Origin of the sequence: Anabaena sp. CCY 0017 (genome assembly GCF_963920885.1) — a bacterium.
In the GTDB taxonomy this organism is placed as follows: domain Bacteria; phylum Cyanobacteriota; class Cyanobacteriia; order Cyanobacteriales; family Nostocaceae; genus Nodularia.
In genome coordinates this window covers 1-24833 of record NZ_CAWUDG010000038.1, presented here as the reverse complement: position 1 = coordinate 24833, position 24833 = coordinate 1, and the positions used below count along the sequence as shown (strand labels likewise).

The window sequence follows — 24833 nt, the reverse complement described above, 5'->3', positions numbered from 1 at the left end:
ATTACACCGAAGTTCCCCTCTATCAAATGTTAAGTAATATTTCGCCAACGGTATCGGAGAGGGAGTTAAGCGTGGAGCAGATTGGTTAAGTAATACTCCTGCTGGTCAACGAGGTAAGCAATTCCTCGATTGGGGTAGCCAAAAAGCAGATCAAACAGCCAAGTGGTGGGGCCAACAACAAGAACTTGCTGAACAGGCTGCTAAACAGTGGAATCTACCAGGTGCTAAACCTCCTACACTACGTCCTGATGCACCAACATCTACACCTCGTCCTAAGAACCCGGATGTCGGTTCAAATAACCCAGCCAAATTAGAACTAGAAGCCCCTGCTGCCAAAAATGGTGATGATGCAGCCAGAAAAGCTGCTGAGTTACCCGCTGCACTAGCAACAGCTAAAGCTATTACAGAAACTAATGATGTTATTAATACTCCTGTTCCTGCTTTAATTGGTTTATTAAACGCCAGTGTTAAAAGTAGATATACATGGATTAAAAATTTTGAGGCACGTCCGAAGAAACTAGGTCATTACTCAATCCACATGATTGCCAGTGATCATGAAATTGATGCCGATTATACTACTACAGGAAAAGGTAAAAAACGAGAACCTATCACAGATCCAAGAATTATCAAGGAATTGCCGCATGGGGAAGTCCGCACATCAGAGGAACTCGAAAAAGCAAGGCAGTATTTCAAAAATCGTAAACTAGAAGCTAGAAGAAGATGGGAAGAAAGAACTGGTGAGAAATGGCCAATAGATCCGGCTACGGGTCAGCCCACCAGAGCATCTCATCCACGACCACTAGCTGATGGAGGAGATCCGATGGTTGTAGAACCTGCCTTTGGAGATCCCAACACTGAACACATGATTCCCGATCCAGTCACGGGTAAAACAGACCAGCAAAGATTTGGTAGCAGAGAGGGTACAAAACCCAGAGGTGGAAAACGAGAACCTATAACTGATCCAAGAATTATCAAGGAATTGCCGCACGGGGAAGTCCGCACATCAGAGGAACTCGAAAAAGCAAGGCAGTATTTCAAAAATCGTAAACTAGAAGCTAGAAGAAGATGGGAAGAAAGAACTGGTGAGAAATGGCCAATAGATCCGGCTACGGGTCAGCCCACCAGAGCATCTCATCCACGACCACTAGCTGATGGAGGAGATCCGATGGTTGTAGAACCTGCCTTTGGAGATCCCAACACTGAACACATGATTCCCGATCCAGTCACGGGTAAAACAGACCAGCAAAGATTTGGTGAGAGAAGGAGGAATAAGGACAAATGAAAATAAGTTTGTTTATTAAACTTAAACTAATGTCAGAACTTTACTTAATTTTTTAGTTTTTAAATAGTTTGTAAGGGAGGTATAGGACAATGTACGAATGGTTGGAAACAGAAATTTCTGAAATTAAAACGCCGAAGTTTCACATTATTGAGGGCAATAAAGCAGAGAATTATCTTCATATACCAACAGGATTTTTGTCATCTTTGCCACCATCCTACCTGGAGTTTATTACCAAATTTGGTGGAGCGAAACTGTACCAAAGAAATAATTATTATGAAGTAGGTGTACTCAATCCACCTCAAGAAAAAACTCTCAATAATCGAGACAAACTCTTGCTTGTGGGATACTTTGATGATTCAAAGGCATATTTCATTTCTTCCCAACTGATACCAGGCACAGAGTCACCTATTTATGAATTGACTGAAGATGGCTTGGAAAAAATAGCTGATAGTTTTGAGGAATGGTTCATTATTAGATGTACAGATGTGCGTGAATCCTATGACGAGAAAGAATGGAAGGAGATATTAAACGGACCCAAGCCATTCACGTATGAGGAACAGGCAATAGTGGAAGCGAGAAGGAAATTCCAATGGCAAGTAGTGGAATTTGATAAAAATAGAAACGTTAAAATTTTAGTAACGAATAACTCCAATCTAGTTCTACCATATCTGACTATTGGCATGAGGACAAAAAATCCCACACAGGATGGTCAAGTCTGGGAAAGTGGAATTTATCTGAAAGTCTCTAACATCCAGCCAGGGAAAGAGTGTATTATCGAGCATCAAATCCATCAACCAGTTTTTATACCTGACAATACGGAGTTTTTCCAATTAGCAGTTCCTGTCCCAGAAGAACGTTATAAGTATTGGGAATTTCTCAAAGAATAATCCGAGAAATATTTAAATGTAAAAGCCAAATAATTAAACGCTAATTTTGAAGCCAAGGTAGTGGAATGAATTTAGAAAATTGCTTTATCTGTAAACGTCCAGTCCTTGAATTCAGTGGTCAGTTCGAGAAGTTAGACACGTATCTTTTAAATGAAGATGATACGGCCGGCCTATCAGCAAGGTGCTTTTAGTTGGTGTCATACAAGTTGCTTATCAAAATCTCAGTGGGGAGCATTTTGGACTAAACGACGTATTTTGCATTTAACTCAAGTACGGGGCTTTATCAAACTCCACAGTAATAATTCTTTTACCATACGTTTATTACAACAGCAAGAAGGAGAAATTACTGTTACGACCTTTGCTGTATCTGCTCAAATATCTATCGAAGGAGCCAAAGTATATTTAGGCCAAAAAGCCAAATAAATATGTATGCGCTAATTTTAAAGCAAGTGATGAAAAAGGAACTATTTACAGATTTCCTGCATAAATGATAAAGTAATTTTAAATTATATTGATTAATCACATTAATTATGGAAAACCAAAACGAGCAAAATCCAATACCCTCTAAAACTTTGCAACAAGAATACCAAGAAGCCTTGTTAAAATCTGGTATTCAAGCAGCTAATTTACTCAATGAGTTAATTGAGTTAAAAATAATGCCAGATCCCCGTGCTAAAGAAATGGCTGATGTAGCTCTAGAAATGATTAAACTAATTAATTCTGCGCCAGAAGAAATTGTTAAATTTAACCAAGAAAATCACCAATTTTAAATGAATCAGCAGGCTATTGATAGTCAAAATATATTTGATGTACTTGTCAATTTCTTCAAAAAAGATAATTGGTCTTTTGAGCAGATAAAATCTGAATCTGCCTTGCAAATGGTTTGTCAAGGTAAAAATGGTAAATGGAATTGCTATGCTCAATCTAAAGAAGCGCAGCACCAATTTATCTTTTACTCTGTTTGTCCGATTACCGCTCCACAATCTCAGCGTTTAGCTATATCAGAATTTATTGCTAGAGCGAATTATGGATTGATTATTGGCAATTTTGAACTAGATTTTAGAGATGGAGAAATTCGCTACAAAACTAGTATTGATTTTGAAGATGACAAATTGAGTTTTACCTGCATCAAGAACTTGGTTGAGACTAACATCAACATGATGGATAAATACCTCCCAGGAATTATCTCTGTAATTACTGGTGATGTTTTAGCGGAATTTGCTATTGATAAAATTGAAAGACTTCAAGCTTTACCGCAATCTTCATCTGAACAAGTTTTACATTTAATACCTGTTGAAAACCAAGTTAAGTTAGCAGTTAACCCATCATTTGAAACAGATATACAGCAGCAGGAAAAAAATCCTGAAAGGGATTGCCATATATTAGCAAGATTAACACCAGAAGAAATTGCTCAATTCCATCAAGTATCACAGATGGTAGCATCCTATCAACAGAAGCAAGCTCAATTGATAACTGAGAAACTAAAAAAAGCACTTATTGGGAGATTAGGGAAATTAGAAACGGAAACATTTACAAAAGCATCTATTTTTTTTACAAAGGTAAAATTAGCGGCTAAAAATTTCAAATTAATTCAACGTTATTCAGGATTAGCAGGACAGACAAGTTTACTGTTACAGTGTTTCAATAATTGGAATGAGCAGCATGGGGAACTATCATTAGATTCACCAGCTAAGACAGATGTAGTAGAATTAGATAAACTATTTTGGCGGATTGATAAGCGTCTACAGGAATTACCAACAGACAAATTAGTGGGTAGAAAAGAAGTGGAACTGTTAATTGAAATTGAAGAATTTAGAGAACAGTTAAGTATTTATGAGAGTCTACTCAAAAACAGGACTTAAATTGATTCAGCCGTTTGAGGGGGCGACAAGCAAGTTAAAGTGCTTGCTGTATAAGCAGCATAGCCCTCAATCCCTGGTGATAAAACATACGGTTCAGTTAAGAAAATTGTAGGTTGGGTAGAACGAAGTGAAACCCAACAAAGTCATGCAAACGTTGGGTTTCACCTACGGCAAACTACGTTAACGTTCCATTGCTCCACAACGCTAACGCGAACAACCCAACCTTGTATATTGAGAGAAGTAGTAGACGTTGACTTTTAGGCTTAACTGAATTGTATTGAGTCACAGAAGATGGCTATTTCAAAATTCAAAGACGATAACTCACACTAAAGTAAAAGCCATCATCTTGGGCATTTGTTCCCCGGTCATCTAAATTAATCAGAGGAAGGGCATAATCTAGCCTAATATCGAGGTCTTTTAATGGTTGATATAAAATTCCCATTCCTAGACCAGCTAAAAAGTTTTGTCTCTGTAAAAGGTTAGGGTTATCATCAGCATTCCAGACATAAGCTAAATCAAAAAATGGGGCTATTTGTAATGTAGAATTTCCTGTAGCATCTCTTTGTACTGTAATGCGGTCTTCTACAAAAAATCTCACTCCATTGTCAGCCGCACGAGCATTTTGCCGATAGCCGCGAACTGATTGACCACCGCCAACTACAAATTGCTGGGAAGGTAATAAAGGATTCGGTGTTAGTTGAATTTCAGCTTGGGCAATTAATAAATTATTTGCACTTAAGCGTTGCACTCGCTGGATTTGTCCAAACCAACTAAAAAAGCGTCCATCAGGGATAGGACTATCATTAATAGTAGCATCGAATACACCAACACCTAAACTAAAGAGCGATCGCAATGCCCAAGCACCTTGAACATCCCGAAGGACATAATCTTGTCCAAACTTAAGCACACGGGTACGGCTATTACCTTGATCATCGGGGCCTAAACCAAAGGGTGTCGGTCCAGCAAAGGTAAAAGTTTGACCATTCTGGGCAGTAAAGGCTAAAGATAAAGCAAATTCTTCCCGCAGCGATCGCACTAGTGGCTGTCTATAACTAATTTCATACAGTTGAGATTCCCCACTAATATCAAAACCCCTAATGATATCATTGCCCTGGATAATGCGATTATTATTAATTGAGGTTCGTAGTTGTAAAGCGCCATTCATCGCATTTAAAGGGACTCGATAATTCAGATCATAAATATTCGAGCCTCCCTGCAATGTGCGATAATAAGATGCCGCGATTTCGTCACCAATTCCTGTCAGGTTGCGATAGGTAGCGCTAACACCCAATCTTTCTGAACCGATGCTAGGTGGGGAGTAATTATCAACACTAAAAACTGCACTAAAAGCATCAGCTTCCTTGGCACGCAGCACCAGAATACTTTGACCAGTACCAGTGCCAGGACGTAAACTAGCTTCTATATTTGACAGTAGCGGGTCAGTTTGGACTAGCCTTAATTGGTCTTCTAATTTGGCTGTGTCTAAAGGTGTGTCTACACCTAAAGCGACACGCGATCGCACATATTCAGGATTTAAACGTTCAGTCCCTTCAATTTCTATTTTTTCAATGCTACCTTCAATGACCCGAATTTCCACAACACCATCGATGATTTTTTGGTCTACTAAAATCGCTCTGGAAGTGATGTAGCCACGGTCAAGGTAAAGTTGGGTGATCGCATTCGCAACTTCTCTTAATTCTGCCAAAGTCACAGAACGCCCTTCCACGGGATTAGTGATGGTATTCAGGGTTTCAGAGGTAAAAACTGTACTCCCTGTGACTTGAATTTTTTCTACCCGAAGACTTTCAGAAGGTTCTGTAGGTAAAGCCTCTGGGGTAGGAGTTGGCGATAAAAATGGTTCATCTAATGGTGGTAGAGGTTCTGGAATTGTCCCAGGTTGAGGAAAACGGTCTAAATTTCTTTCGCCTCCTGGGTTTGGGGATTGTGCCATTGTTGGCAGAGTTAACAGAAATACTACCGTAATCACAACGTAATTAGAAAATAAAATAAAAAATCGATTATTGATGAAATTTTGCATTGTCAATTTCGACCTATAGCGTTTACTAATCTGCGAAAGCACAAATTTATCTGTGTACCATGCAAAAAGCTACTACTCTTTGAGAAGTCGCCTTGCGTATACGTGTTTTTGTCTGTGTATCCTGGTGTATTTGTTAATACGAATTTTACCCAGTGATAAATCTTCTATATGGATAATATTTAACCATGTTGCTGACTTTTTTGCTGCAATTTTTATACTTTTAAAATTTTCATCGTGCTTCACCAATTAAACTAAATCCTGCCCAATCTCTGGGATTAGGGTATTGCTTCATCGTTGTCAAAATAGTATTACGCAAGGCTTGGGCTTTATTGGAGTTCTGTTTTAACTGACGATAAAATTCAGTAGTGAAAGCAGATGTAGGGGTATCGACTGCTGCCCATTGGGAGATGATTACACTAGGAACACCAGCATGAATCAACGCCAGGGATAAACCGAGGACACCATTACCCTTGCTACCAATCCCAGTTTCACCAGCACTGAGAAAGGCTAAATTAGCCCGTAAACGTTTTCCTTTGGGTTGGGTGTATAAATTGAGAATTTCGCTGGCTGTGAGGAGTCCGTTAGCATCACCAGCGCTAGCTAGTGCGATCGCCCCTGGTATACCTTGTCTATTAATATCATCTAAAACCCCATAGGTAGCTAGATGAATTGTTTTAGCATTTGGTAACAAAGATACAATTTCTGCCTTCGTGGCTTGATTACCAATTAAAGCTGTAGTTTTGAAGAAATCAGCAACTTCTAAAGCTTCTTGTTCTGCATTGACTAATGGTGGTAATGGTTGCGGTGTCTCATTAATTGTTCTGGCAATTTTGGGCATAATCGGATTACCCACTACCACAACTTTACTCCCGCCAGTTCTGTTTCTGACTTCTCTAGTTAACTGAAGAGTGTGAATGGCTGGGATTGTGGAAATTGTGTGTTTTTCAATCAAGTATTCGCCATAAATATCCACCAAAGCTGCGAAAGGAATAAACCATAATTCATCTTGGGGAATAAAAATTACCGGTTCTGTAGGATTACTCGGTAACAAATCGGCAATAGGTTTGATTAATAGCTGATTTAGCTGTAGTAATGGTTTAGCATCGGTTTTCGTTGCTGTTTCTTGGTTTGGTAAACCCAAACTACCAGGAATATTAGCAATCACTTCTGCTATAGAATTAATAGGAGAAATTGTATTTTCTGATTTCGGATCAATTTGCCGAAATGTAATTTTCCCTGTGGGTTGAATTACCCAAACATAAAGTTGATTATCGGGAAAAATTGCGTATTTAACTAAAGTAGCTTGACGCTGTTGAGCGATTGCTTGAATATCTTTAATTGTGGGTGGCTTAACTTGTTTCGGAGCAACTTTTAAATTAGTCCCGGCTGACTCGGAATCTAAACGCATTCCCAGCAAGTTTAAAAATGCCATCATGCTTCCTGCTTCAGCTACTTCTAAAGCTGCTTCCGGTTTCGCTTGGGCGATCAGGACTTGTTGTAGTAGAAGGTATGTATTTGCTTGTTCTGGCGCAAAATTTTCTGTATTTTTCAAATCAGAACGTAGGGTTTGCCAAAGTTTGATACTCTTGTTTAAAGTGTTCTCAGCCTCAGTTAAATTGCCAGATTTGAAGTTGACAAATGCAAGATTATTTAAAGCCGTTCCCTCTGTAAACTTATTGGTGGCTGATTGCAATTGTTGATTATAAATTGACAGTGCTTGTTCGTAATCTCCTGATGCAATATAAGTTTGTCCTAACTGTTTAATTAAATCAGCTTTGCTAATAGGATAATTGGGTTTTTCGGCTAGTTCTAGCTGTTGCTGATAGAAAGCGATCGCCTGCGGGAAATCTCCCTGTAATACATAAGTTTCAGCTAACTGGTTTAAAATAATACTGGACAAAGCCGCATCATCTAATTGGTTAGCAATTGTTAATCCTTGCTGGTAAAAAACAATCGCCTGGGTAAATTGTTTTAATTTGCGATGAGTGCTAGCGAGATTTTGGAAAGCATATACTTGTTGTGGGCGATTTTTAGTTTTTTGAGCCATTTCTAGCTGCTGTGCATGAAAGGCGATCGCCTGTTGATATTCACCTGCTGTTTTATGTTCAAAACCAACATTACTTAAAAATGTAGTGGCTTGTTCAGGATTACCAATTTCTCTTCTGAGTTCTACAGCACGGGTTTTAAATTCTTCAGCTAACTGCTGATCACCAACCTGAATATAAGCATTACTGAGATGTTCTAAAATTTGGGCTTGACGGGGCTGATTACCCAAATCCTGCATAATTCGTAAACTTGTTTGATATAAAGTAATTGCCCGTTGATAGTTTCCGAGGCTAAAATAAGTTTCACCTAATTGAAATAAACTATTAGCTTCCCCAGTGCGATCGCCTATTTCTAGATAAATCTGCATTGACTCCTGCAAAGTCGCTAAAGCTGCCGCAAATTGTCCCGTAGTTAATTGTCGATTGCCCAATTTTAACAATAAACCAGCCCGATACTGACGATCCGCGACACTTCGATGTGATGCAGATATAGCTGGTAAAATGAAAAAACTATTAGGGGACAGCCAGGCGACAGTTAAAACCAGTAACAAAGATAACTTTTTAAACCGAACAAACTGCAACTTTTGAGTTTTCAACATAAAAATTTTAATTAAGAGAAAATTTAGTTTTTAATCACCATTCCCAAAGAAAACTTTCCTTTCTTCTTTCCTTCTTTCCTTTGTGTACTTTGCGTCCTAAAGCCCTGGGGGCATACGCTGCGCGAATGTGGTTCGTTCCTCATAAAATTCTTCCACCCACTGTATAAACAAACGATATTAATCAAAACCTGGAGGTAATTCTAAAGGCGAAAGTTTTCCGGGTTGGGAAGGAGTGGGAGAACCAGGCTGAGGAGTCGAAGGAGAACTAGAAGAAGGTGAGGAAGGAGAAGACGGAGAACCTGTCGGTGTAGGTGATGTTGGTGCTGGGCTGACAGGAGGTTGACCAGAGCTTGGTATCATAACTCCTGGTAATTCAGGTATTTGATTAACTCCTGCTGGTGGAACAGGTGGAAGAAGAGTTTCAATAATCACAGAACGGCTAATAATTTCACCTGCTGGGTTAGTGACTTGCAAAGTAATAGTTTCGCTACCAGGTTGCTGACTAATAGGGTATGCTATAGCACCTGCTGGTGTAACATTCCCCGGTACTGGTAGCAGTTCAACTTTCATATTTGGACTTCCTTCTACTTGCCAAGATAAATTAATAGATTGGCTAGATTGTTGAGGATTCAGTAAAATTGGATATTTAGTTCTTTCTTGATTATCAACTTGAAATTGTAAAATTTTACTAGGTAAAAATTGGACTTGAATCACATCTGTTTTTTTAGATGCAATTGGTTGTTCTGACTCAGTTTTAGAAATTACTTGAAGTTCAAAAATATAGTTTCCCGACCCAGGATTTTGCACCAGGACATTGCTACAATTAAGTTGATTTTTTGCTTTAGTACATTTAGGCGTTAATTCTGAAGAAATATCCTTGCTAAAATCATAACGTTTGAGAGGAGTTGTAACGATGCCTTCAGAGGATCGTCCAATTAAAGCTAACTCTTTAATTTGGTTTAAGTTATTCACTTTCCAATTCAAACAAATAGGTTCTAGGCTAGTGCGGGCATCGATTCTGCCTGTGTTAGTACAGGGGACTATATAAGGTATATCAGAAGAACTATCTGCAACTTGTTGGTAAATAGATTTGGTAGAGAAAAATTCGACAATTTCGGGTTGTGGGAGAGGAGGAATGGGAGTAATTTGGATGGTGTTTGTTTTCACCACATCTGCTGCCCTGTCAGGATTCCTACGACTAAAAGCTTGCAGTTCAAAATTATAACTTCCAGGTTTGCGGGCATCTGTCGGCACATTTGCACAAGTTAAAACTGCCCCCATTTGACAGAATTGTTGCAGTTCATTGGGGATTTTGCCATTGAATTGATAAACAATGGGTGGGACTGCTGTTGTACCGTCGGCAAATAAACCAGTTAAGGATAGAGTTCGCAATGTTCTGGGATTGTTAATTTCCCAACTTAGGCGAATGAAATCATTATTAGCTTGTTTATATGTAGTATCGGGGGAATTAAATTGGCGAATTTTTGGCGGTGCTGGCGGTCGTAATAGCCACCAGATTAAAAATGCGATCGCAGCTAAAGTTCCCAAACCTAATAATAAGACTAAAAGAAACTGCCACCAAGGGCGAGGTTCCCAAACTAAAGTTCCTGGTAGTGAATTATAGGGCAGAGGTAATTGTTGTTGGTCTTCTAATTCAATGCGAAAGTTAACCAAACGCCCCGAACCGAATAGAGGACGATGCCACCATTTTGCGGGTGTCACCGTTACTTGTGTCTGTACTTGTTCTCCTGGTATCAGGCGCAACCTTTCAGAAGAGATTGCATAAGTACAGGACTTATCTTCATCAGCCGCAATCGTCCGACAAATAATTTCTCGTGAAGTGTTACCCAAATTGGTAAACTTGACTTCAAATACTCCACCTTTGCGTCTAACTCTACCAACAACGGTCATCAGTTCGGTAAGCAGTTGGTAAGATGGCAAAATTTCCAGATAGATGACATCTAACAGTGCCAAATCTGGATTATTAGCCGAGTACAACTGAATGGTGGGATAGTAGAGACCAGCAATTGCATTTAAAGGCGGATTTAATAACAATGTAATTTCACCCTTCTCGCCAGGGTTCAAATTTAATCCCATGTTAGGGATGATTAATCCTACGGTTTGTAAACCTTCTGGATAATGGACACTAAACCAACTTTCGTCAAAATCTAGACAACTTAACCGAAAACGGTCTACTCGATTAGAACGGTTGTGAACATTGACGCTGACTTGAAGAATACCACCAGGGGGAATTGGCGCAGGCGATCGCGAACTGGTCAGTGGTAAAAGTGAAAATGTCGGGTCACTAACTTTAACAACAGTTTCAATTGCCGGTAAAACCTGAAGTTGTGACTGATGACGAATGGGTGTATCTTCTGGGTAATGGTCTGGTGCATCCACAACTATCATGTAGTTGTAAGTGCTAGGAATCGCCGTTATCGGTACTTGAAACTGAAAAAAGATTTCACCCATTGACTCAGGGCTTAATGCCAACCTCTGCCGGGGTGCATCACACCATTGAGTTAGTTGAGGTGATAAATCATCAATAAAAACATCAATTAATGCGCTTTCTGCACCTTTATTAGAAACCGTCACCGAGATTTCAAACCGAGAGCCTGCTTGTACCGCATAATCAGCAGAAGGATTGAAAATGATCGCCAGAGGATTACCAGGGGCTAAAGTTTTGGAGAGATTTTGCTGTTGAATGCCTCGTTTCGCCACCAGATTAATCTGGTATTTCACCTCATCATCATCAGATGTTAAGATTTCTTGTACGAAACCTTGATCAACTAACTCATCCAATAAATCTAAAGTAGCTTGTTGATTCAAGTCGATTTTGAATGATGCTTCTGTTAAAGTGACCCCTTCATGCGATCGCTTCATCATCCACTGTACAAGTTTGCGCTGTTGAGGCGGCAGCATTAGCACCTCTACCATACTCAAACCAGATTTTGCATTTGTGGTAGTCATGCTCATCTCTCCGTAAAAAATTTGAAAAAAATTTGAAATTAAATCTCTGTGTCCTCTGCGTCTGGAGCGGTTGGTTAAAAAAATTTAAAACTTATTTAACTGTACCCAAATACATCCAAAAATTAATCTTGGCACTGCCCACTTTTATCTGGCTGCTGAATATCTACCCTCACTTGTCGGTTATCATTACCACTAATTATCAGGATACGTTGCTTAACTAGCTTAATATCTACACTATTAAATTTTTGCGAAGCAGAACGGACTACCCTCCCATTCATATCAGCTCGTTTACCTGCCGTAGTTAATGGCCACAGCATGACACGATTATCATCTCCACCACTAGCTATATAACAACCATCATTACTAATAGAAACCGAGCGCACCGCCTGACCACCATGACCATTAGACCATCTGTCAACAACCTCACATTGACCATTATTGTTTGCCACACATGACTCCGTATTCCACACAGTAATTTGCCCATTTGTATCAGACGTAACCAGCCGATTGCTTCGATGTTCAGCACTATCTAAGCTAGTAATATAATCATTTTGACTACCAGGCGGATTATATTTTATTGGGATTAAACTATCTTGCCCTCGGTTCCACATTACTAAATTATTGTACCGACCTCCGATTAATAAATTTTGCCGTTCTTGCCCAATTAAGGTTAAATCAGAAATAGCAAAATTAACTTGTTTACGGCTTAAAGGTTGCTCGATTTTGATATTTGATTTGCCACCAGTAGCACTACGTAAAAGAACATTATTTATATCCCACTGTAAAACCAACCCACTACCATGACCGCTAAATAAAGAGCGTGAACTTTGGCTAAATTCCAAACCAAAAATTCGATCATCTTTATTCAGAGTCAAAGTAGCTTTGGGTTGATTAGTACCACCAATTACATTCCAAATTTGGATTTCTCCATTTTCTAAACCTGCTGCAACCACATCATTATCTACAGGTTTATAGCGAACAACACGTACTGATTTACCCGCATCCTTCGCCAATCTGAGATCATATTGGTTGATTAGAGGATTGGCGAACCCAGGAACGTGCCATCTAATGATCCCTTGGTCTTGAGAACCACTAATAGCTTTGCCACCAACTCCATTAAACTGCACAGAATTGACAGGCCGTTGATGTCCGAAAAAAGGGTTATTAGGATTGAGCCATGACATAGCCCAGAGTAAACCTAGCAGTAAAATTAATAAGATTAACTGTAACCACGGATGCAGAACTGGATGAATTGTGAGTTTCAGAAATTGGTTTTCGTTATTGACATTTATTCGCTGATCTGAGACAACAGCTTTAACTATAAATGATAGTTTTTCAGCTAAACCAAACCACCGTCGCCGCTTACTTACTAATATTTCAAATTGCTCTATTTTACCTGGTTTTATTTCTATTACTTCCGGTAAGATTTGCCAAAAACATTTCCTCTGTTCTTCCTCACCTTTTTTCATCTCGATGTGTACTTGCTCGTTGAGATTGCTAGCGTTCTGACACTCAATGAGATATGTAGTTGAGTTAGTTCGCCACTGAGGAAACCAACGGCGAGATGCAGGTATATGTTGCTTTTCGGGAATGCATTGAAAATCCAGAAATCCCCCCGGTAGCACTTTAATTAACCCTGGAGGACTTATGGATGGCAAACTGTTCTTATGGGTAGCTTCAATAGTGAAAGGATATACTTTGCTATCAACTTTTTCAGGAACTGGTAGTTGGCATAAAAAGGAGGTTTCTGCTTTTTCTCCCGGCGCAATTTGCAGTAATCGTTCAGTACCATCAAGCAGCCATTGCGGTTCTACTCCACAAAAGCGTAGGGACACATGAGCAGAAGTTTGACTAGAATTAGTTACCCGGACTGGAATTTCAATTAGTGTTTCTGGTTGAGCCGAAAATTCTCGTATAGGTAGGTCAACATTCATGGGTACAAAACCTGTACCCTGTTCTACAATCAGACGCAAAAGTTTTCTATCTTCCCCTAATTCTAATGAGAAGATGCGGACGATAATATTCATTTTGCCGACAAACCCAGGAATAGGGGTATCGGTAATACTCACATGAAAGTTTGTAATATCTCCAGGTGGTTTTTTGGCACTAACTGCTGGAGAAATACTATACCAATTATCACTCCAGTTTGAGCTACTACCTGCGGCGATAATTTGCAATTCAAAAGAAGCAAATTGATTGCTTTCATTCACAACACTTACTTCAAAAGATGCGGGTGAACCACCTGGTGTAAAGTTAAGGACTTTTGCCGAAACATTGGTATGAATTAGTGATACTGCCATAAGGGAGTGGGGAGTAGGGAGTGATGCAATGAATTTCGTCTATACAAAGGAAAGAGGAATTAGGAAGTTATTATTCTAATTTATTAAAGAGGTTTCTTAATGCGTCAGGTTTTTCTGGTGCGGCTGGCGTGGGTGCAGTCACTATAGTCTGTTTTTGTAACTGAGTCATTTGTCGCCTAGCCCAAGCGAAATGTAAAATATTAATTCCTAATTCCTGTGCCGTGCGAATTGTTTCGCGTGGTAAGGCGAGATTTTCATCTAATCCCCAAGCGGCTGATAATTCGCCAATAACTAAGATAATGCCACCTGCAATTAAGATTTGCATAGGCTTTTGGCTCAGGGTGGGGAAGGCTGCAAATAAGAAAGGTTGCGTCCGCATGGGATGATTGCGGTCTAATCTTCGCATATCCTCTAAAGGAGTGTCTAATTTTTCCGTAAGTTCCAAAATGCTATCTAGTCGGTCTACAGCATCAGTGGGGGATTCAATTAGCAGCACTCCGCCTGCATCTAAATAGCTTTTGATGTCGGTTAATTCTTGGCTATTTAGGGTTATTGGTTGATGACCTGTAGTAAATAACAAGTCATAGGCGATCGCACTGCTAGGATCTTGGAGAGGAAAAGCTAGCCGAGCAATTTGTTCATCTCCTTGTAATGTACTGGTGAGATGGGCGGTAGATTGCAGTAAATAAGAGAGATTAGCAAAACTGTGCGGATTTTCTGGCTGGGTAGTTTCCAGATGAGCAACACGGACAAGATTACTAGGACGCGATCGCGCTATTTTTCGATAGCGGAAGTCCAAACTATTTAAACCTGGATAAAAAACATCTTGAGGATGTTTGATACTGACTAATCCCGGTTGTAATAAAATCCGGCACAATTCCACCTCTAGTGCTTCTGGAGGTGTGGTATTTTCATCAATCCGAAAACTTTCAGCTTCAAATTCGTTTACTTGTTTGCGTTGTAAAGCGTCTGGGTCTACATAACTTAATACTATGTAAATTAAGCGGGGTTGTTCTCCGCGAATATCAGCCGCTACGTAAAAGTCTATAGGTTGAGAAACAATAATCGGATTACCAACTAAATCAATAGCTATACCTGGGCTAATCTGCAACCAGCGCTGATCGTTATATTGGGAGGGAACATTTTGGGGTGCAGAAATCAAACTCACACCCAAACCGCAAACAATTCCCGGCTGATTCAGTGATTGATAATGAATATTTTGGCGCTGACGATGGTATTCATGCGATCGCTGCCAACGTTCAGCATTAATCAACAATCCATCTTGAATTTGTAAACGTTCTAAAGATTGAATTTGGGGTGGGGGAAACATAGGCGTTCTCTTAGGAATTAGGGACAAGAAAGAGGCAGGGGTGCAGGGTGCAGGGGGGGAAGACGGTAACTTCCCAATGACTAATGACTAATGACTAATGACTCTTCAATATAAAGTTCGTATGTGCAGAAGGCGGGTTTTTGTTGTTCAATGATATGGCGTACCAATTCTTCATTTACTTGACCTGGGATATCAGGACGTAAGCGGACAATAAAATGATACGGACGACCACCGCCGATCATGGCATCTTGTCCTAGATGTGCTTTGCCCAGAACGAAACCTTGACCGAGGATTTCTTCAATACAAATGTGTTTATCTCTTTCTCTGATTATCTGATCATCTAAGGGCAAATCTGTATAAAGATGTATGTATAAACGTAAACCTTTACGTGTTCCCCTCCAGCGATAAAGTTCTACAGCCGAGCGAATCAAATAACGTTGTCGCGCCAAAGTCCAACGGCTATCGACTGGCCAAGCTACCCAATGCGCGAGAAAAGGCAGTAGTGCTTCCGGTGCAGTCATTGGGTCTAGGTAAGCCCAAAGCGCATCCATTGTTTGAACTGCGGGTTCAAAAGCCTGCTCAAATATTTTTAAGAAGCGACCAATAAAATCTACTTCTCGATAAAGTACAGGTAAAAAATCTAAATATAAACTACGGGGACGAATATATAAATTTATACCAGAGGTTTCAACTAGTTGTCTGCCTGTATCTTCTTCTGTGTAATAAACATAAATTAGACCATGAAAATCCAGCACCAACGATTGCCCTAATCCCAAAGACCCTTGATTTTCAAAAAAATCTGCGGGAATTTGGAAGTATAGCAAAGCATCCATGCGCGATCGCGGAGCTAAATCATAGCCTTCCATACCGATACGACACCATTCTGAGGGAAAGTTGCCCTCAATTTGAACATTTAAGCGCAGATTCCGACTGCCCAAATTTTCCAATTGCAAAACAATTTCGCTGGGTTCCTGGGGATAAATCACGACATCACAACCAGCCCGTGCCGATTGTGATGTACTAATTGCTGATTGTTGTGTACTGAGTGCTGATTGCCGAATATCCGCCGCACCTTTACCTATCGCTGATGGCTGAATCGCATCGAGCAACTGCATAGAAGTAAGTTGGAGGTGCAGAACTTGACTAGTCATAAAAGCACTCACTGTATAAGATTAACAACATGACCTGAACGCAGGCGCGGATCATTCCATGAACAAATGAGTCCGAGAGAACCCGGATCAATAACTTGATTTTGAGGTAATATTCTCACCCAGTTTTGTCCGGTATATCGTAATTCAAATAACTGTACTACACCCAGATAACGCACCCCTGCAAATTGTTGGAATAAATTGACAATATCGGAAGGATACACAGGTCGGCCAAACGGCCAGCCTTTGCCATCATTGCCGCCAGTAATGGGGTTGAGAAAGCGGTAGAGGGCGATTCGCAATTTCCAAAGAATGTCTTGTTGGGCTGTAGGGTTGTTGTATTCTGGCTCTAATGCTACTTCTGTTTGCACGGTTACACCCACATATTCAGGTGCTTGTAGCTTAACTTGTACTCCTAATAACCTCCTCTCATCTAAGTAAGCCATTATTTGGTTGCGTAATTGGGGATTAAGCGCCCATATTTCTGGCCCCATACCTTCACCACGAGCGATCGCATCGGTATTGGCATTGGGTATAACTAACAACCGAACTGTCCCAGCATCGGCTTTAGATGTGGCTTGTAAACAGCGCACACGGGTAACTGCGCCACTTCCAGCCTGTAGAGTCAGTACTTCAAAGTCTTCTGGGGTGACGGCGCGATCGCGAGTACGAAGCATAGCCGGAACTCTGATCACTGCATCTTCTAATGATTCGGCATCAGATCCGTTGACGGCTGAGGTATGGTTAACTAATCCAGCAACATAGGGAACAGCCGTTTTTGATACAATGATTGTTCCCTTCTGTACATTGCCTTTACGTCCGCCACCTGTGCGGTATGCAATCATGCGAATCACCGAGCCTCGCTGTGGTACAGCACCATATTGACGCTCTAACTCATTCATGAGTACCGGATTTTGCAACATACTCTGCTGTATTCCTGTTTGGGCAAATTCTCGTCTTTGAGTTTGCTGTTGCAGTTGAGCAGGTTCTCGAATCAGTGGGCCAAACTGGATTGTACCTGTACGAGAATCAATAGTGTAGTGTAGATCCTGGGAACCAGAATTGGCAAAATCTGAAACTTCTTGCCATCTTAGGGGCATTCCTCCCGGTGCTGTAATCAGCAAATATTCATCTTCTCGACGATTCAATACAGGAATTCCCTGTAATTGAAAAGTCTGTCCCGGTGTACCGTCGCTTTCGCCGACAATTTCATTGTGAACAAATTCGCTCTGACTAGCGCCGACAGTACCGCCAATGGCTCTAATAGATAAACCCACCATCCGGGGAGAACTGCTATATCCTGGCTGATTGGGTTGTGGTGAGTTGTGAGTGCAACGTAACCAGCGTCCTCGGAATGCAGTAAAAGTAGTTACAGGCCAAGATTGGGGCAAATGTAGGACTACATCAGCACCTTGGAGGGGGTTGATACCTTGAGCAGCTAATTCACTAAAGCTGAAGCCTTTGGTACTGTCGTCAGATTCTTGCAGCAGTACCGAAACCCATTCCAGACCATTCCAAGCTTCCCAGCGCCGGGGGGGTGCATCGGGATTAATACCTGTAGCTGTGGCAGACTCGCCTTTGATTTGCAGTGCTAAAACATTACCTTCACACTGAGATTGTTCATCAATAACTACATAAAAGCTGTTTCCTGGTTGGGGTTGCTCTTCAAAAAATCCTAATTCCCTACCGTACCAATCGCCGTCAGGGCGAATAGTCCAGAAGTTGGTAAAGCGATCGCGTAAGCTGGCTGGTGTGTCCTCTGTCGTAGGCGAAGTAAGAAAATGGCGAATTTGGGGTTCATCAATCACCAAAGGACGATCTGTAGTGAAGGTGATCGCTTCTTCATTTTCGGTTCGGATTGTTGCCAGTTCTACCCCCATCGGTATGGTGTAGGTATTAGGTAAAGCCGCACTCAAATAAAAAGTAATATCTACCACTGCTGGAGTCGGTGCTTGTAACCGTACCCCCAGCATCTCTAAAAAAGTAATATAATTCCGCGTCGGTACTTGGTTAAACCGCAACAGCATTTGGTCAGTTAACCAAGCAAATAGCTCTATGAGTGTGATTCCCGGATCGCTAGGGTTGTAATTTGTCCATTCAGGACAGTAGCGAGGAATCCTGAGAATACACTCATCTACTAAATCTTTGAAAGTGCGATCGTCTAGATCAGGTTTCGGTAATTTCGGTAAAAAATCAAATTCCACGGTTTTATTAAGTGCTGAGTGCTGAGTAAGAAGTATTGAGTGCTGAGTAAGAAGTATTGAGTACGGAGTATTGAGTACGGAGTATTGAGTATGGAGTATTGAGTAAACTAGAAAGTACTCAGTAAGTTCTCACTTAATAAATACTCTGCCCCTGGTGGGCAAACTTTTTACTCAGCACTCAGCACTTTCCTCAGCACTCTTCATTCTTCTCGTTCTATACCGTTGAGATAAAAAGGAAAGACTAAACTTCTCGATTCGTGAGTAGCTTTAGGGTGATACTCAATTTCAATATCTACCCGACCTCTTAGTGGGTCAGGATCTGCACTGACTGCATCTACAACAATGCGCGGTTCCCACATTTCCAAAGCTTCTTGAACATATAGGCGCAACAACAGTAAAGTATGGGTATTCATTGGCGCAAAGGTCAACTCAGACAACCTTGAACCAAAATTAGGCCGATACACTCGCTCACCCAAATCTGTGCGGAGAATTAGGATGATCGATTCTTCAATATTCCGTTTTGTTGTACTAAGTTGCAGACTGCCTTGTACATTTACTCGTAGCGGAAAAGACCAACCTGTACCCAGGTGGTCACTCTGCTGATTTTGATTGAGTTCTAACATAGCAAGTTAAGTTTTACCAGCGATGTCTAGCAGCAAGACAATGATTGTCTACGCTACTTTACGCCCATCTGGAATACCAATACCATTCGCCAAAAGTCGAGCTTGGAGCGATCGCTTGGAGAACTTTGGGATAACACAGAGTAATACATCCTTTAAGTAATTTAACCACCAATTAAAACAGTTGGCGCACCTACTCCCACCACTGTAGTTAATGGTACACCTGTGACTGTATTAGCTCCAACCACCTGAGAAGTTACACGTGCAGCTGGTCGTCCACCAATAAAGACAGTAAAAGAACCCATGACAATACTTCCTGTTACCACTGGACCAGCGACTAAATCTCCAACGCAAGCAGCAGGTAATCCCATAATCAATACATTCGGCATTCCAGGGCCTGTAATTGGATCGCCTGTAACAGTTAAGTCAGTAAGTCGTGCGGCTAGAAACATAATAAAAAGTGCTGCGTTTTGAGTAAAAAAATTGAATTTTCTTTGATTAAATGATACTGATTTTTGAACAATTATTAATAATTAATTCAATCTAATCATCGGTGAGGCAATTCCCACGGAAGCAGCCGCATTAATGCTAGTCGTAGCCCCGGAACTAGTTGACAATGAACCACCAGAAGTAGCACTCAAGGAAGAACTAGCTTGCACACTAATTGAACTGCCAGCTTGCACGCTCAATGTTCCACCAGTTTTAATAGTAATACCACTGGGAGTTACTTCTATACTACTAGAACCAACAGTTAAGGTGATTTTTTGAGTAGCAGTCAACGCAATTTCAGCACCATTGACACTAATTTTATTAGCTGTTCCAGTTGTCCCAGATTTAACTGTAATATCACCTGTTGAAGTTAAACTAATAGTTTTATTGCTATCATCACAGCGAAACTTATGACCACCAGTAGTTTCTAATTCAGCAAACTTATCGCTGTCATTCATGCGTAAATTGTGACCGTCTGTAGTTTGGAGATAAGCACCTTTTTTAGTGCCTTTATCTTCTTCTACAAACTGTAATTTATGTCCCACACGGGTTTTAAATGTCCGTAGGCGTACTTTACCACCAACAACGCTATCATCCACTTTTTCCGATGGCGCGTCTTTGCCATTCCACACACCACCAAGGACATAAGGGCGATGGATATCACCATGTTCAAAGGCGACTAAGACCTCATCATTAACTTCAGGTAAACAGTCAAACCCCCTATTAGGGCCTGCTCCTGCACTCACAACTCTCGCCCAATTGCTTTCATGCTCCTCAGTTAGGGTAGGAAACTTTACTCTGACACGACCCCAGCCTTTAGGGTCTTTATTATTACTGACAACTCCTACTAAAAGGGTTTGTCCTGGTTGCAGATGTGTTTGGGGCGTTAATGTCGCGAATAAGTCTCCAGAGCGCAAGCCCCGGACACTAAACTCTGTAATATACCTACCTTCATGAAATAAATGGCGAGTTTCCGTGACGTAGTAACTACCACTGTAAGTACCCATTTCTGTGAGCTTAACTACTCGTCCTGGTCTGATTTGGGGATTTCCTTCACCTTTAGCATCAGCACTGACAAATTCTCCGCCCAGTTCATCACACAGAGATTGAGCTATTTTTTGAGCTTCATTAGCACTGAAAACAGGCTGATCCACTACAATCATCTTAGGCTTAACACTAAATTTAGTGCTGGTTTCACTGCCTTTAGCATTATCTGTTTTAGTAATTACCTGCTCCTTTGATGCTGTAGATACTATCGACCGCTTTTGGCTATAGTCCCAACCCCGTACTTCCACAGAACTCACCTGCTCTGAACTTGTGACTCGCACACGGAAACTGTGCATATCTTCCAACCACTTGAGATTCAGCGCTTCGTCTTGTTTAGGTTGGCGGAAATTTAGTTTACCATCTTGAACATATAGCTCAAAGCCTAAGCGGGCTGACCTTTCCCGCAAGAATTCCATATTAGTCTGATTTTCTTGAAAGACGTAATCATGGACAATACTAGTAGAACTAACTGTTCCAGATGCGATACCCGCCTCACCGATAATTTGGTTAACAATGTCGCTATCAGTAATATTTTGAAATGACCTGTTATAACGCCCTCGATGCAGGCGATGAGAAATATCATAGCCGCGAATAATTATCGGAGCCTGAGATTTTTCATTAAACTCAGTTTCGATAGCTGTAATTTCCCCTTCTAATACATTGCCTCTGTCCTGAGTTTCAAAGTCTGCATTTTGTGTAGTGCTAGAGGTAAAGCCGATTTTTATCTTCTTACCAATTGCAAATAAGCTCTGGTGTTTCCAAGCTTCTTCCTGTGACATTCCAGGAAAATAATCGTTGCTGATTACTAGGGTAAACATTCCCGGTAAGTGCAGGCTCTCTTCTACAGAAATTTGCAGAATATCATTGAGTAAATCTTTAGAAGCATCTACACCATCGATTTGCAGCAGTGGCTCAGGTATGTAATGGACAGGCATACATATTGTCAGGGGTTAATTTTTCACAGACTATACGAATATTAAATTATGGACTATTCCCCAAAAGTCGAATTCAGTTTACTTAGATCGTCCACCTCCCTGACGGTCTACACTTTTAGGAGCGCCCATACCTGGTTGAGAAAAAGATTCATCCACTTCTTTGAGACTTACGTTGACTTTTGCCCGCACTGGTGTACCATCAGCCAGAAACATGATCAGACTATAATCCAGGGATTCGACAAAACATCTGAGATATTGCTGTTTGCCCCAAGTAAATATATAAACTGGTGGGCGTTTCTTTGCGCCAGGCCCAGATTCTGCGAAGCTAACGGCTTTTTCAAACTTTTCGATGTGCGTGAGAACAGTACCGCCACTTTCGTAAGTATCAAAGATAATATCACTGATTGTCAGTTTGCAAGGTGCTGGATTAGCAAAGCTGACTTTATTCAATCCTTTATCAGTAACCGCACCCTCGGAAGCATTGAGATTTAATTGGCGCGAAAATTTCAACTGAGTAGGGTTGAACATAAAATTTATATCTGGTGCGCCTCCTTCGACAGCAATCAGTTTAGCTTTTTCTAGAGTTGACATGGCTTTTTTTATGCGTTTTAATATACCGTTAACCTGAACTATTTAAACTTTAACTTTTACCAAGGTAATCGTCCTGAGTATTTTTTTCCTCGTCGTTCTTGTTCTATTTCTAAATGATTTTTCAACATTTTATAGACTTCTCTTGCTAAAATATCTAGATTTTTAAGTTCATTTTCTTCTGATACATTAGTATCTGGATTATTAGTCTCCTCTAAGTTTTCTACTGATGTGGAAGTATCATTATCAGTCCTATATGCCTGAAGTAATTGATTTGAATAACTAGAATTTTGAGTGTTAATTGTTGCTAACTTTTGATTCTGGATTGAGCGAGATTTCAATCCGTTATCCCGTTGATTCTCGTCCATACGAGGTTGTACAACTATGGGTTGATCAGCTACTTTCTTTTCACCGACTAATTCAGATATACTAGACCATGAATCTGGTATGTCTTGAGACGGCGATTTTTGGATGCGACGAGGTAGAGAAGCAGACACAGGTACAGGTGTCGGTGTAGAAGTATCCATTGCGGCTGTTTCATCTGCAAAACTCCTTGATATCAAATTAGACGCTTGAGAGAAAGGTCTGAAATCAGATATATTTTTCAGAACTGTAGGTAATTGAGGAATTTCTGGGTTTTGATTTTGAGTTGGTTTTTCTTTCTCCGGTTGAAGATTAATAACTGTAGTTTCTGAATTCCCAGATGAAGCGGTTACTGATGGCGTATTGTCAATCTTTGGTTGAATCACCGTTGATTCAGTAAGTGAATTTACAGGTGTTGTGGAAGGTGCAATTTCGGAATTACCAGAAGAAGCATCTACACTTTCTACCTTTGCGACTTTGCGACTTGGCGTGACACTTTCATCTTCTAATTTAGCAACATCAAGCTCCAACATTTGAACCAAATCATTGGTTTCACGCTGTGGTTGAATCACCGTTGATTCAGTTGACGGATTTATGGGTGTTGTCGGAGAAGTAACTTCTGAATTCCCAGATGAAGCAGTCGCTGATGGTGTATCTTCATGCTTTGGTTGAATTACCGTTGATTCTGTGGGCGAATTTATGGGTGTTGTCGGAGAAGCAATATCTTGATTACCAGATGAAGCAGTTACTGATGATGTATCTTCACGTTTTGGTTGAATCACCGTTGATTCAGTTGACGGATTTATGGGTGTTGTGGAAGGTGCGTTTTCTGAATTCCCAGAGGAAGCAGTTGCTGATGCTGTACCTTCACGTTTTGGTTGAATCACCGTTGATTCGGTTGACGGATTTATGGGTGTTGTCGGAGAAGCAATATCTTGATTACCAGAGAAAGTAGTTGCTGATGGTGTATCTTCACGTTTTGGTTGAATTACCGTTGATTCAGTAGGCGAATTTGAAGGTTTCGTCGGAGAAGCAATATCTTGATTACCAGATGAAGCAATTTCTGATGATGTACCTTCACGTTTTGGTTGGATAACCGTTGATTTGGTTGACGGATTTATAGGTGTTGTAGAAGGTACGTTTTCTGAATTCCCAGATGAAGCGGTTACTAATGCTGTACCTTCAAGCTTTGGTTGGATAACCGTTGATTCGGTTGACGGATTTATGGGTGTTGTCGGAGAAGTAACTGCTGAATTTCCAGATAAAGCAGTTACTGATGGTGTACCTTCACGCTGTGGTTGAATTACCGTTGATTCAGTAGACGAATTTATCGGTTTAGTGGAAGGTGCAATTTCGGAATTAGCAGAGGAAGCATCTACACTTTTTACCTTTGCGACTTTGCGACTTGGCGTGACACTTTCATGTGCTAATTTAGCAACATCAAGTTCCGACATTTGAACCAAATCATTGGTTTCACGCTGTGGTTGAATCACCGTTGATTCAGTTGACGGATTTATGGGTTTAGTGGGAGAAGTAACTTCTGGATTCCCAGATGAAGCAATTTCTGATGCTGTACTTTCACGCTGTGGTTGGATAACCGTTGATTCAGTAGGCGAATTTATCGGTTTAGTGGAAGGTGCGTTTTCTGAATTTCCAGAGGAAGCAATTTCTGATGCTGTACCTTCACGTTTTGGTTGAATCACCGTTGATTCTGTTGACGGATTTATGGGTGTTGTGGAAGGTGCGATCGCCTGATTCCCAGATAAAGCAGTTACTGATGCTGTATCTTCACGTTTTGGTTGAATTACCGTTGATTCTGTAGGTGTTTTGGGAGATGCGATCGCCTGATTCCCAGATGAAGCAGTTACTGATGCTGTATCTTCACGCTGTGGTTGAATTACCGTTGATTCTGTAGGTGTTGGGGAAGGTGCGATCGCCTGATTACCAGAGGAAGCGGTTGATGGTGTATCTTCACGCTGTGGTTGAATTACCGTTGATTCTGTAGGTGTCGTAGGAGAAGCAATATCTTGATTCCCAGATGAAGCAGTTACTGATGCTGTATCTTCACGCTGTGGTTGAATTACCGTTGATTCTGTAGGTGTTGGGGAAGGTGCGATCGCCTGATT

19 protein-coding genes are annotated in these 24833 nt (G+C 40.8%); 6 read left to right on the top strand and 13 right to left on the bottom strand.

Features of this window, described 5'->3' with window-relative positions; all coding sequences use genetic code 11:
• Positions 1-150: 150 nt before the first annotated feature.
• Positions 151-336, bottom strand: a complete 186-nt coding sequence (locus ACM0OW_RS24110; protein ID WP_414553033.1) for a hypothetical protein — start codon at positions 334-336, stop codon at positions 151-153.
• 202 nt (positions 337-538) lie between these two features.
• On the opposite strand from ACM0OW_RS24110, the gene ACM0OW_RS24105 reads away from it, so the two are divergent.
• The 5 genes from ACM0OW_RS24105 (at position 539) to ACM0OW_RS24085 (ending at position 4031) form a co-directional block, all read left to right on the top strand.
• Entirely contained in the window at positions 539-1282 is a 744-nt protein-coding gene (locus tag ACM0OW_RS24105; protein ID WP_414553031.1) for a hypothetical protein, read from the top strand.
• A gap of 89 nt (positions 1283-1371) precedes the next feature.
• Positions 1372-2169 carry a hypothetical protein gene (locus tag ACM0OW_RS24100; protein ID WP_414553029.1) on the top strand — a complete coding sequence of 266 codons (798 nt, stop codon included), beginning with the start codon at positions 1372-1374 and terminating at the stop codon, positions 2167-2169.
• A 156-nt stretch (positions 2170-2325) separates the two neighbouring features.
• On the top strand, positions 2326-2592 hold the full coding sequence (locus ACM0OW_RS24095; protein ID WP_414553027.1) for a hypothetical protein: 267 nt from the start codon (positions 2326-2328) through the stop codon (positions 2590-2592).
• A gap of 107 nt (positions 2593-2699) precedes the next feature.
• A complete protein-coding gene (locus tag ACM0OW_RS24090) occupies positions 2700-2939 on the top strand; it encodes a hypothetical protein (RefSeq protein WP_414553025.1) in 240 nt (79 codons plus the stop codon).
• Positions 2940-4031, top strand: coding sequence for a YbjN domain-containing protein (locus ACM0OW_RS24085; RefSeq protein ID WP_414553023.1), 1092 nt, complete (start codon positions 2940-2942; stop codon positions 4029-4031).
• 307 nt (positions 4032-4338) lie between these two features.
• On the opposite strand, the gene ACM0OW_RS24080 is transcribed toward ACM0OW_RS24085, so the two are convergent.
• The 8 genes from ACM0OW_RS24080 to ACM0OW_RS24045 all read right to left on the bottom strand — a co-directional run bounded on the left by ACM0OW_RS24080 (position 4339) and on the right by ACM0OW_RS24045 (position 19288).
• A complete protein-coding gene (locus ACM0OW_RS24080) occupies positions 4339-6069 on the bottom strand; it encodes a ShlB/FhaC/HecB family hemolysin secretion/activation protein (protein ID WP_414553021.1) in 1731 nt (576 codons plus the stop codon).
• Positions 6070-6298: 229 nt separating this feature from the next.
• The gene (locus ACM0OW_RS24075; protein WP_414553019.1) at positions 6299-8713 is read right to left on the bottom strand and encodes a CHAT domain-containing protein; all 2415 of its coding nucleotides are present in this window, start codon (positions 8711-8713) and stop codon (positions 6299-6301) included.
• Positions 8714-8890: 177 nt separating this feature from the next.
• Complete coding sequence (locus tag ACM0OW_RS24070) at positions 8891-11683, bottom strand: hypothetical protein (RefSeq protein WP_414553018.1); 2793 nt, start codon at positions 11681-11683, stop codon at positions 8891-8893.
• 122 nt (positions 11684-11805) lie between these two features.
• Entirely contained in the window at positions 11806-13983 is a 2178-nt protein-coding gene (locus tag ACM0OW_RS24065) for a hypothetical protein (protein ID WP_414553016.1), read from the bottom strand.
• 70 nt (positions 13984-14053) lie between these two features.
• Complete coding sequence (locus ACM0OW_RS24060) at positions 14054-15313, bottom strand: DUF4159 domain-containing protein (protein ID WP_414553014.1); 1260 nt, start codon at positions 15311-15313, stop codon at positions 14054-14056.
• Between the two features lie 80 nt (positions 15314-15393).
• Entirely contained in the window at positions 15394-16464 is a 1071-nt protein-coding gene (locus ACM0OW_RS24055; RefSeq protein WP_414553012.1) for a phage tail protein, read from the bottom strand.
• 8 nt (positions 16465-16472) lie between these two features.
• Positions 16473-18665: a putative baseplate assembly protein gene (locus tag ACM0OW_RS24050; RefSeq protein WP_414553010.1), complete on the bottom strand. Its 2193-nt coding sequence runs from the start codon at positions 18663-18665 to the stop codon at positions 16473-16475.
• Positions 18666-18865: 200 nt separating this feature from the next.
• The gene (locus ACM0OW_RS24045; protein WP_414553008.1) at positions 18866-19288 is read right to left on the bottom strand and encodes a GPW/gp25 family protein; all 423 of its coding nucleotides are present in this window, start codon (positions 19286-19288) and stop codon (positions 18866-18868) included.
• A 22-nt stretch (positions 19289-19310) separates the two neighbouring features.
• On the opposite strand from ACM0OW_RS24045, the gene ACM0OW_RS24040 reads away from it, so the two are divergent.
• Positions 19311-19448: a hypothetical protein gene (locus tag ACM0OW_RS24040; RefSeq protein ID WP_414553007.1), complete on the top strand. Its 138-nt coding sequence runs from the start codon at positions 19311-19313 to the stop codon at positions 19446-19448.
• A gap of 1 nt (position 19449) precedes the next feature.
• On the opposite strand, the gene ACM0OW_RS24035 is transcribed toward ACM0OW_RS24040, so the two are convergent.
• From ACM0OW_RS24035 to ACM0OW_RS24020, 4 genes are all read right to left on the bottom strand, one after another.
• On the bottom strand, positions 19450-19737 hold the full coding sequence (locus ACM0OW_RS24035) for a PAAR domain-containing protein (RefSeq protein ID WP_414553005.1): 288 nt from the start codon (positions 19735-19737) through the stop codon (positions 19450-19452).
• 81 nt (positions 19738-19818) lie between these two features.
• On the bottom strand, positions 19819-21756 hold the full coding sequence (locus ACM0OW_RS24030; RefSeq protein WP_414553003.1) for a VgrG-related protein: 1938 nt from the start codon (positions 21754-21756) through the stop codon (positions 19819-19821).
• 78 nt (positions 21757-21834) lie between these two features.
• On the bottom strand, positions 21835-22347 hold the full coding sequence (locus tag ACM0OW_RS24025) for a hypothetical protein (RefSeq protein ID WP_414553001.1): 513 nt from the start codon (positions 22345-22347) through the stop codon (positions 21835-21837).
• Positions 22348-22403: 56 nt separating this feature from the next.
• A partial coding sequence (locus ACM0OW_RS24020; protein ID WP_414552999.1) for a hypothetical protein occupies positions 22404-24833 on the bottom strand: 2430 nt, incomplete at its 5' end.

Bases quoted from the DNA above. Each gene is read 5' to 3' on its own strand.
- ACM0OW_RS24085 (WP_414553023.1), top strand. From the start codon at position 2,940: ATGAATCAGCAGGCTATTGATAGTCAAAATATATTTGATGTACTTGTC.
- ACM0OW_RS24065 (WP_414553016.1), bottom strand. From the start codon at position 13,983: ATGGCAGTATCACTAATTCATACCAATGTTTCGGCAAAAGTCCTTAAC.
- ACM0OW_RS24095 (WP_414553027.1), top strand. From the start codon at position 2,326: ATGATACGGCCGGCCTATCAGCAAGGTGCTTTTAGTTGGTGTCATACA.
- ACM0OW_RS24100 (WP_414553029.1), top strand. From the start codon at position 1,372: ATGTACGAATGGTTGGAAACAGAAATTTCTGAAATTAAAACGCCGAAG.
- ACM0OW_RS24075 (WP_414553019.1), bottom strand. From the start codon at position 8,713: ATGTTGAAAACTCAAAAGTTGCAGTTTGTTCGGTTTAAAAAGTTATCT.
- ACM0OW_RS24025 (WP_414553001.1), bottom strand. From the start codon at position 22,347: ATGTCAACTCTAGAAAAAGCTAAACTGATTGCTGTCGAAGGAGGCGCA.
- ACM0OW_RS24080 (WP_414553021.1), bottom strand. From the start codon at position 6,069: ATGCAAAATTTCATCAATAATCGATTTTTTATTTTATTTTCTAATTAC.
- ACM0OW_RS24040 (WP_414553007.1), top strand. From the start codon at position 19,311: ATGTCTAGCAGCAAGACAATGATTGTCTACGCTACTTTACGCCCATCT.
- ACM0OW_RS24055 (WP_414553012.1), bottom strand. From the start codon at position 16,464: ATGACTAGTCAAGTTCTGCACCTCCAACTTACTTCTATGCAGTTGCTC.
- ACM0OW_RS24090 (WP_414553025.1), top strand. From the start codon at position 2,700: ATGGAAAACCAAAACGAGCAAAATCCAATACCCTCTAAAACTTTGCAA.
- ACM0OW_RS24070 (WP_414553018.1), bottom strand. From the start codon at position 11,683: ATGACTACCACAAATGCAAAATCTGGTTTGAGTATGGTAGAGGTGCTA.
- ACM0OW_RS24045 (WP_414553008.1), bottom strand. From the start codon at position 19,288: ATGTTAGAACTCAATCAAAATCAGCAGAGTGACCACCTGGGTACAGGT.
- ACM0OW_RS24105 (WP_414553031.1), top strand. From the start codon at position 539: ATGATTGCCAGTGATCATGAAATTGATGCCGATTATACTACTACAGGA.
- ACM0OW_RS24060 (WP_414553014.1), bottom strand. From the start codon at position 15,313: ATGTTTCCCCCACCCCAAATTCAATCTTTAGAACGTTTACAAATTCAA.
- ACM0OW_RS24035 (WP_414553005.1), bottom strand. From the start codon at position 19,737: ATGTTTCTAGCCGCACGACTTACTGACTTAACTGTTACAGGCGATCCA.
- ACM0OW_RS24030 (WP_414553003.1), bottom strand. From the start codon at position 21,756: ATGCCTGTCCATTACATACCTGAGCCACTGCTGCAAATCGATGGTGTA.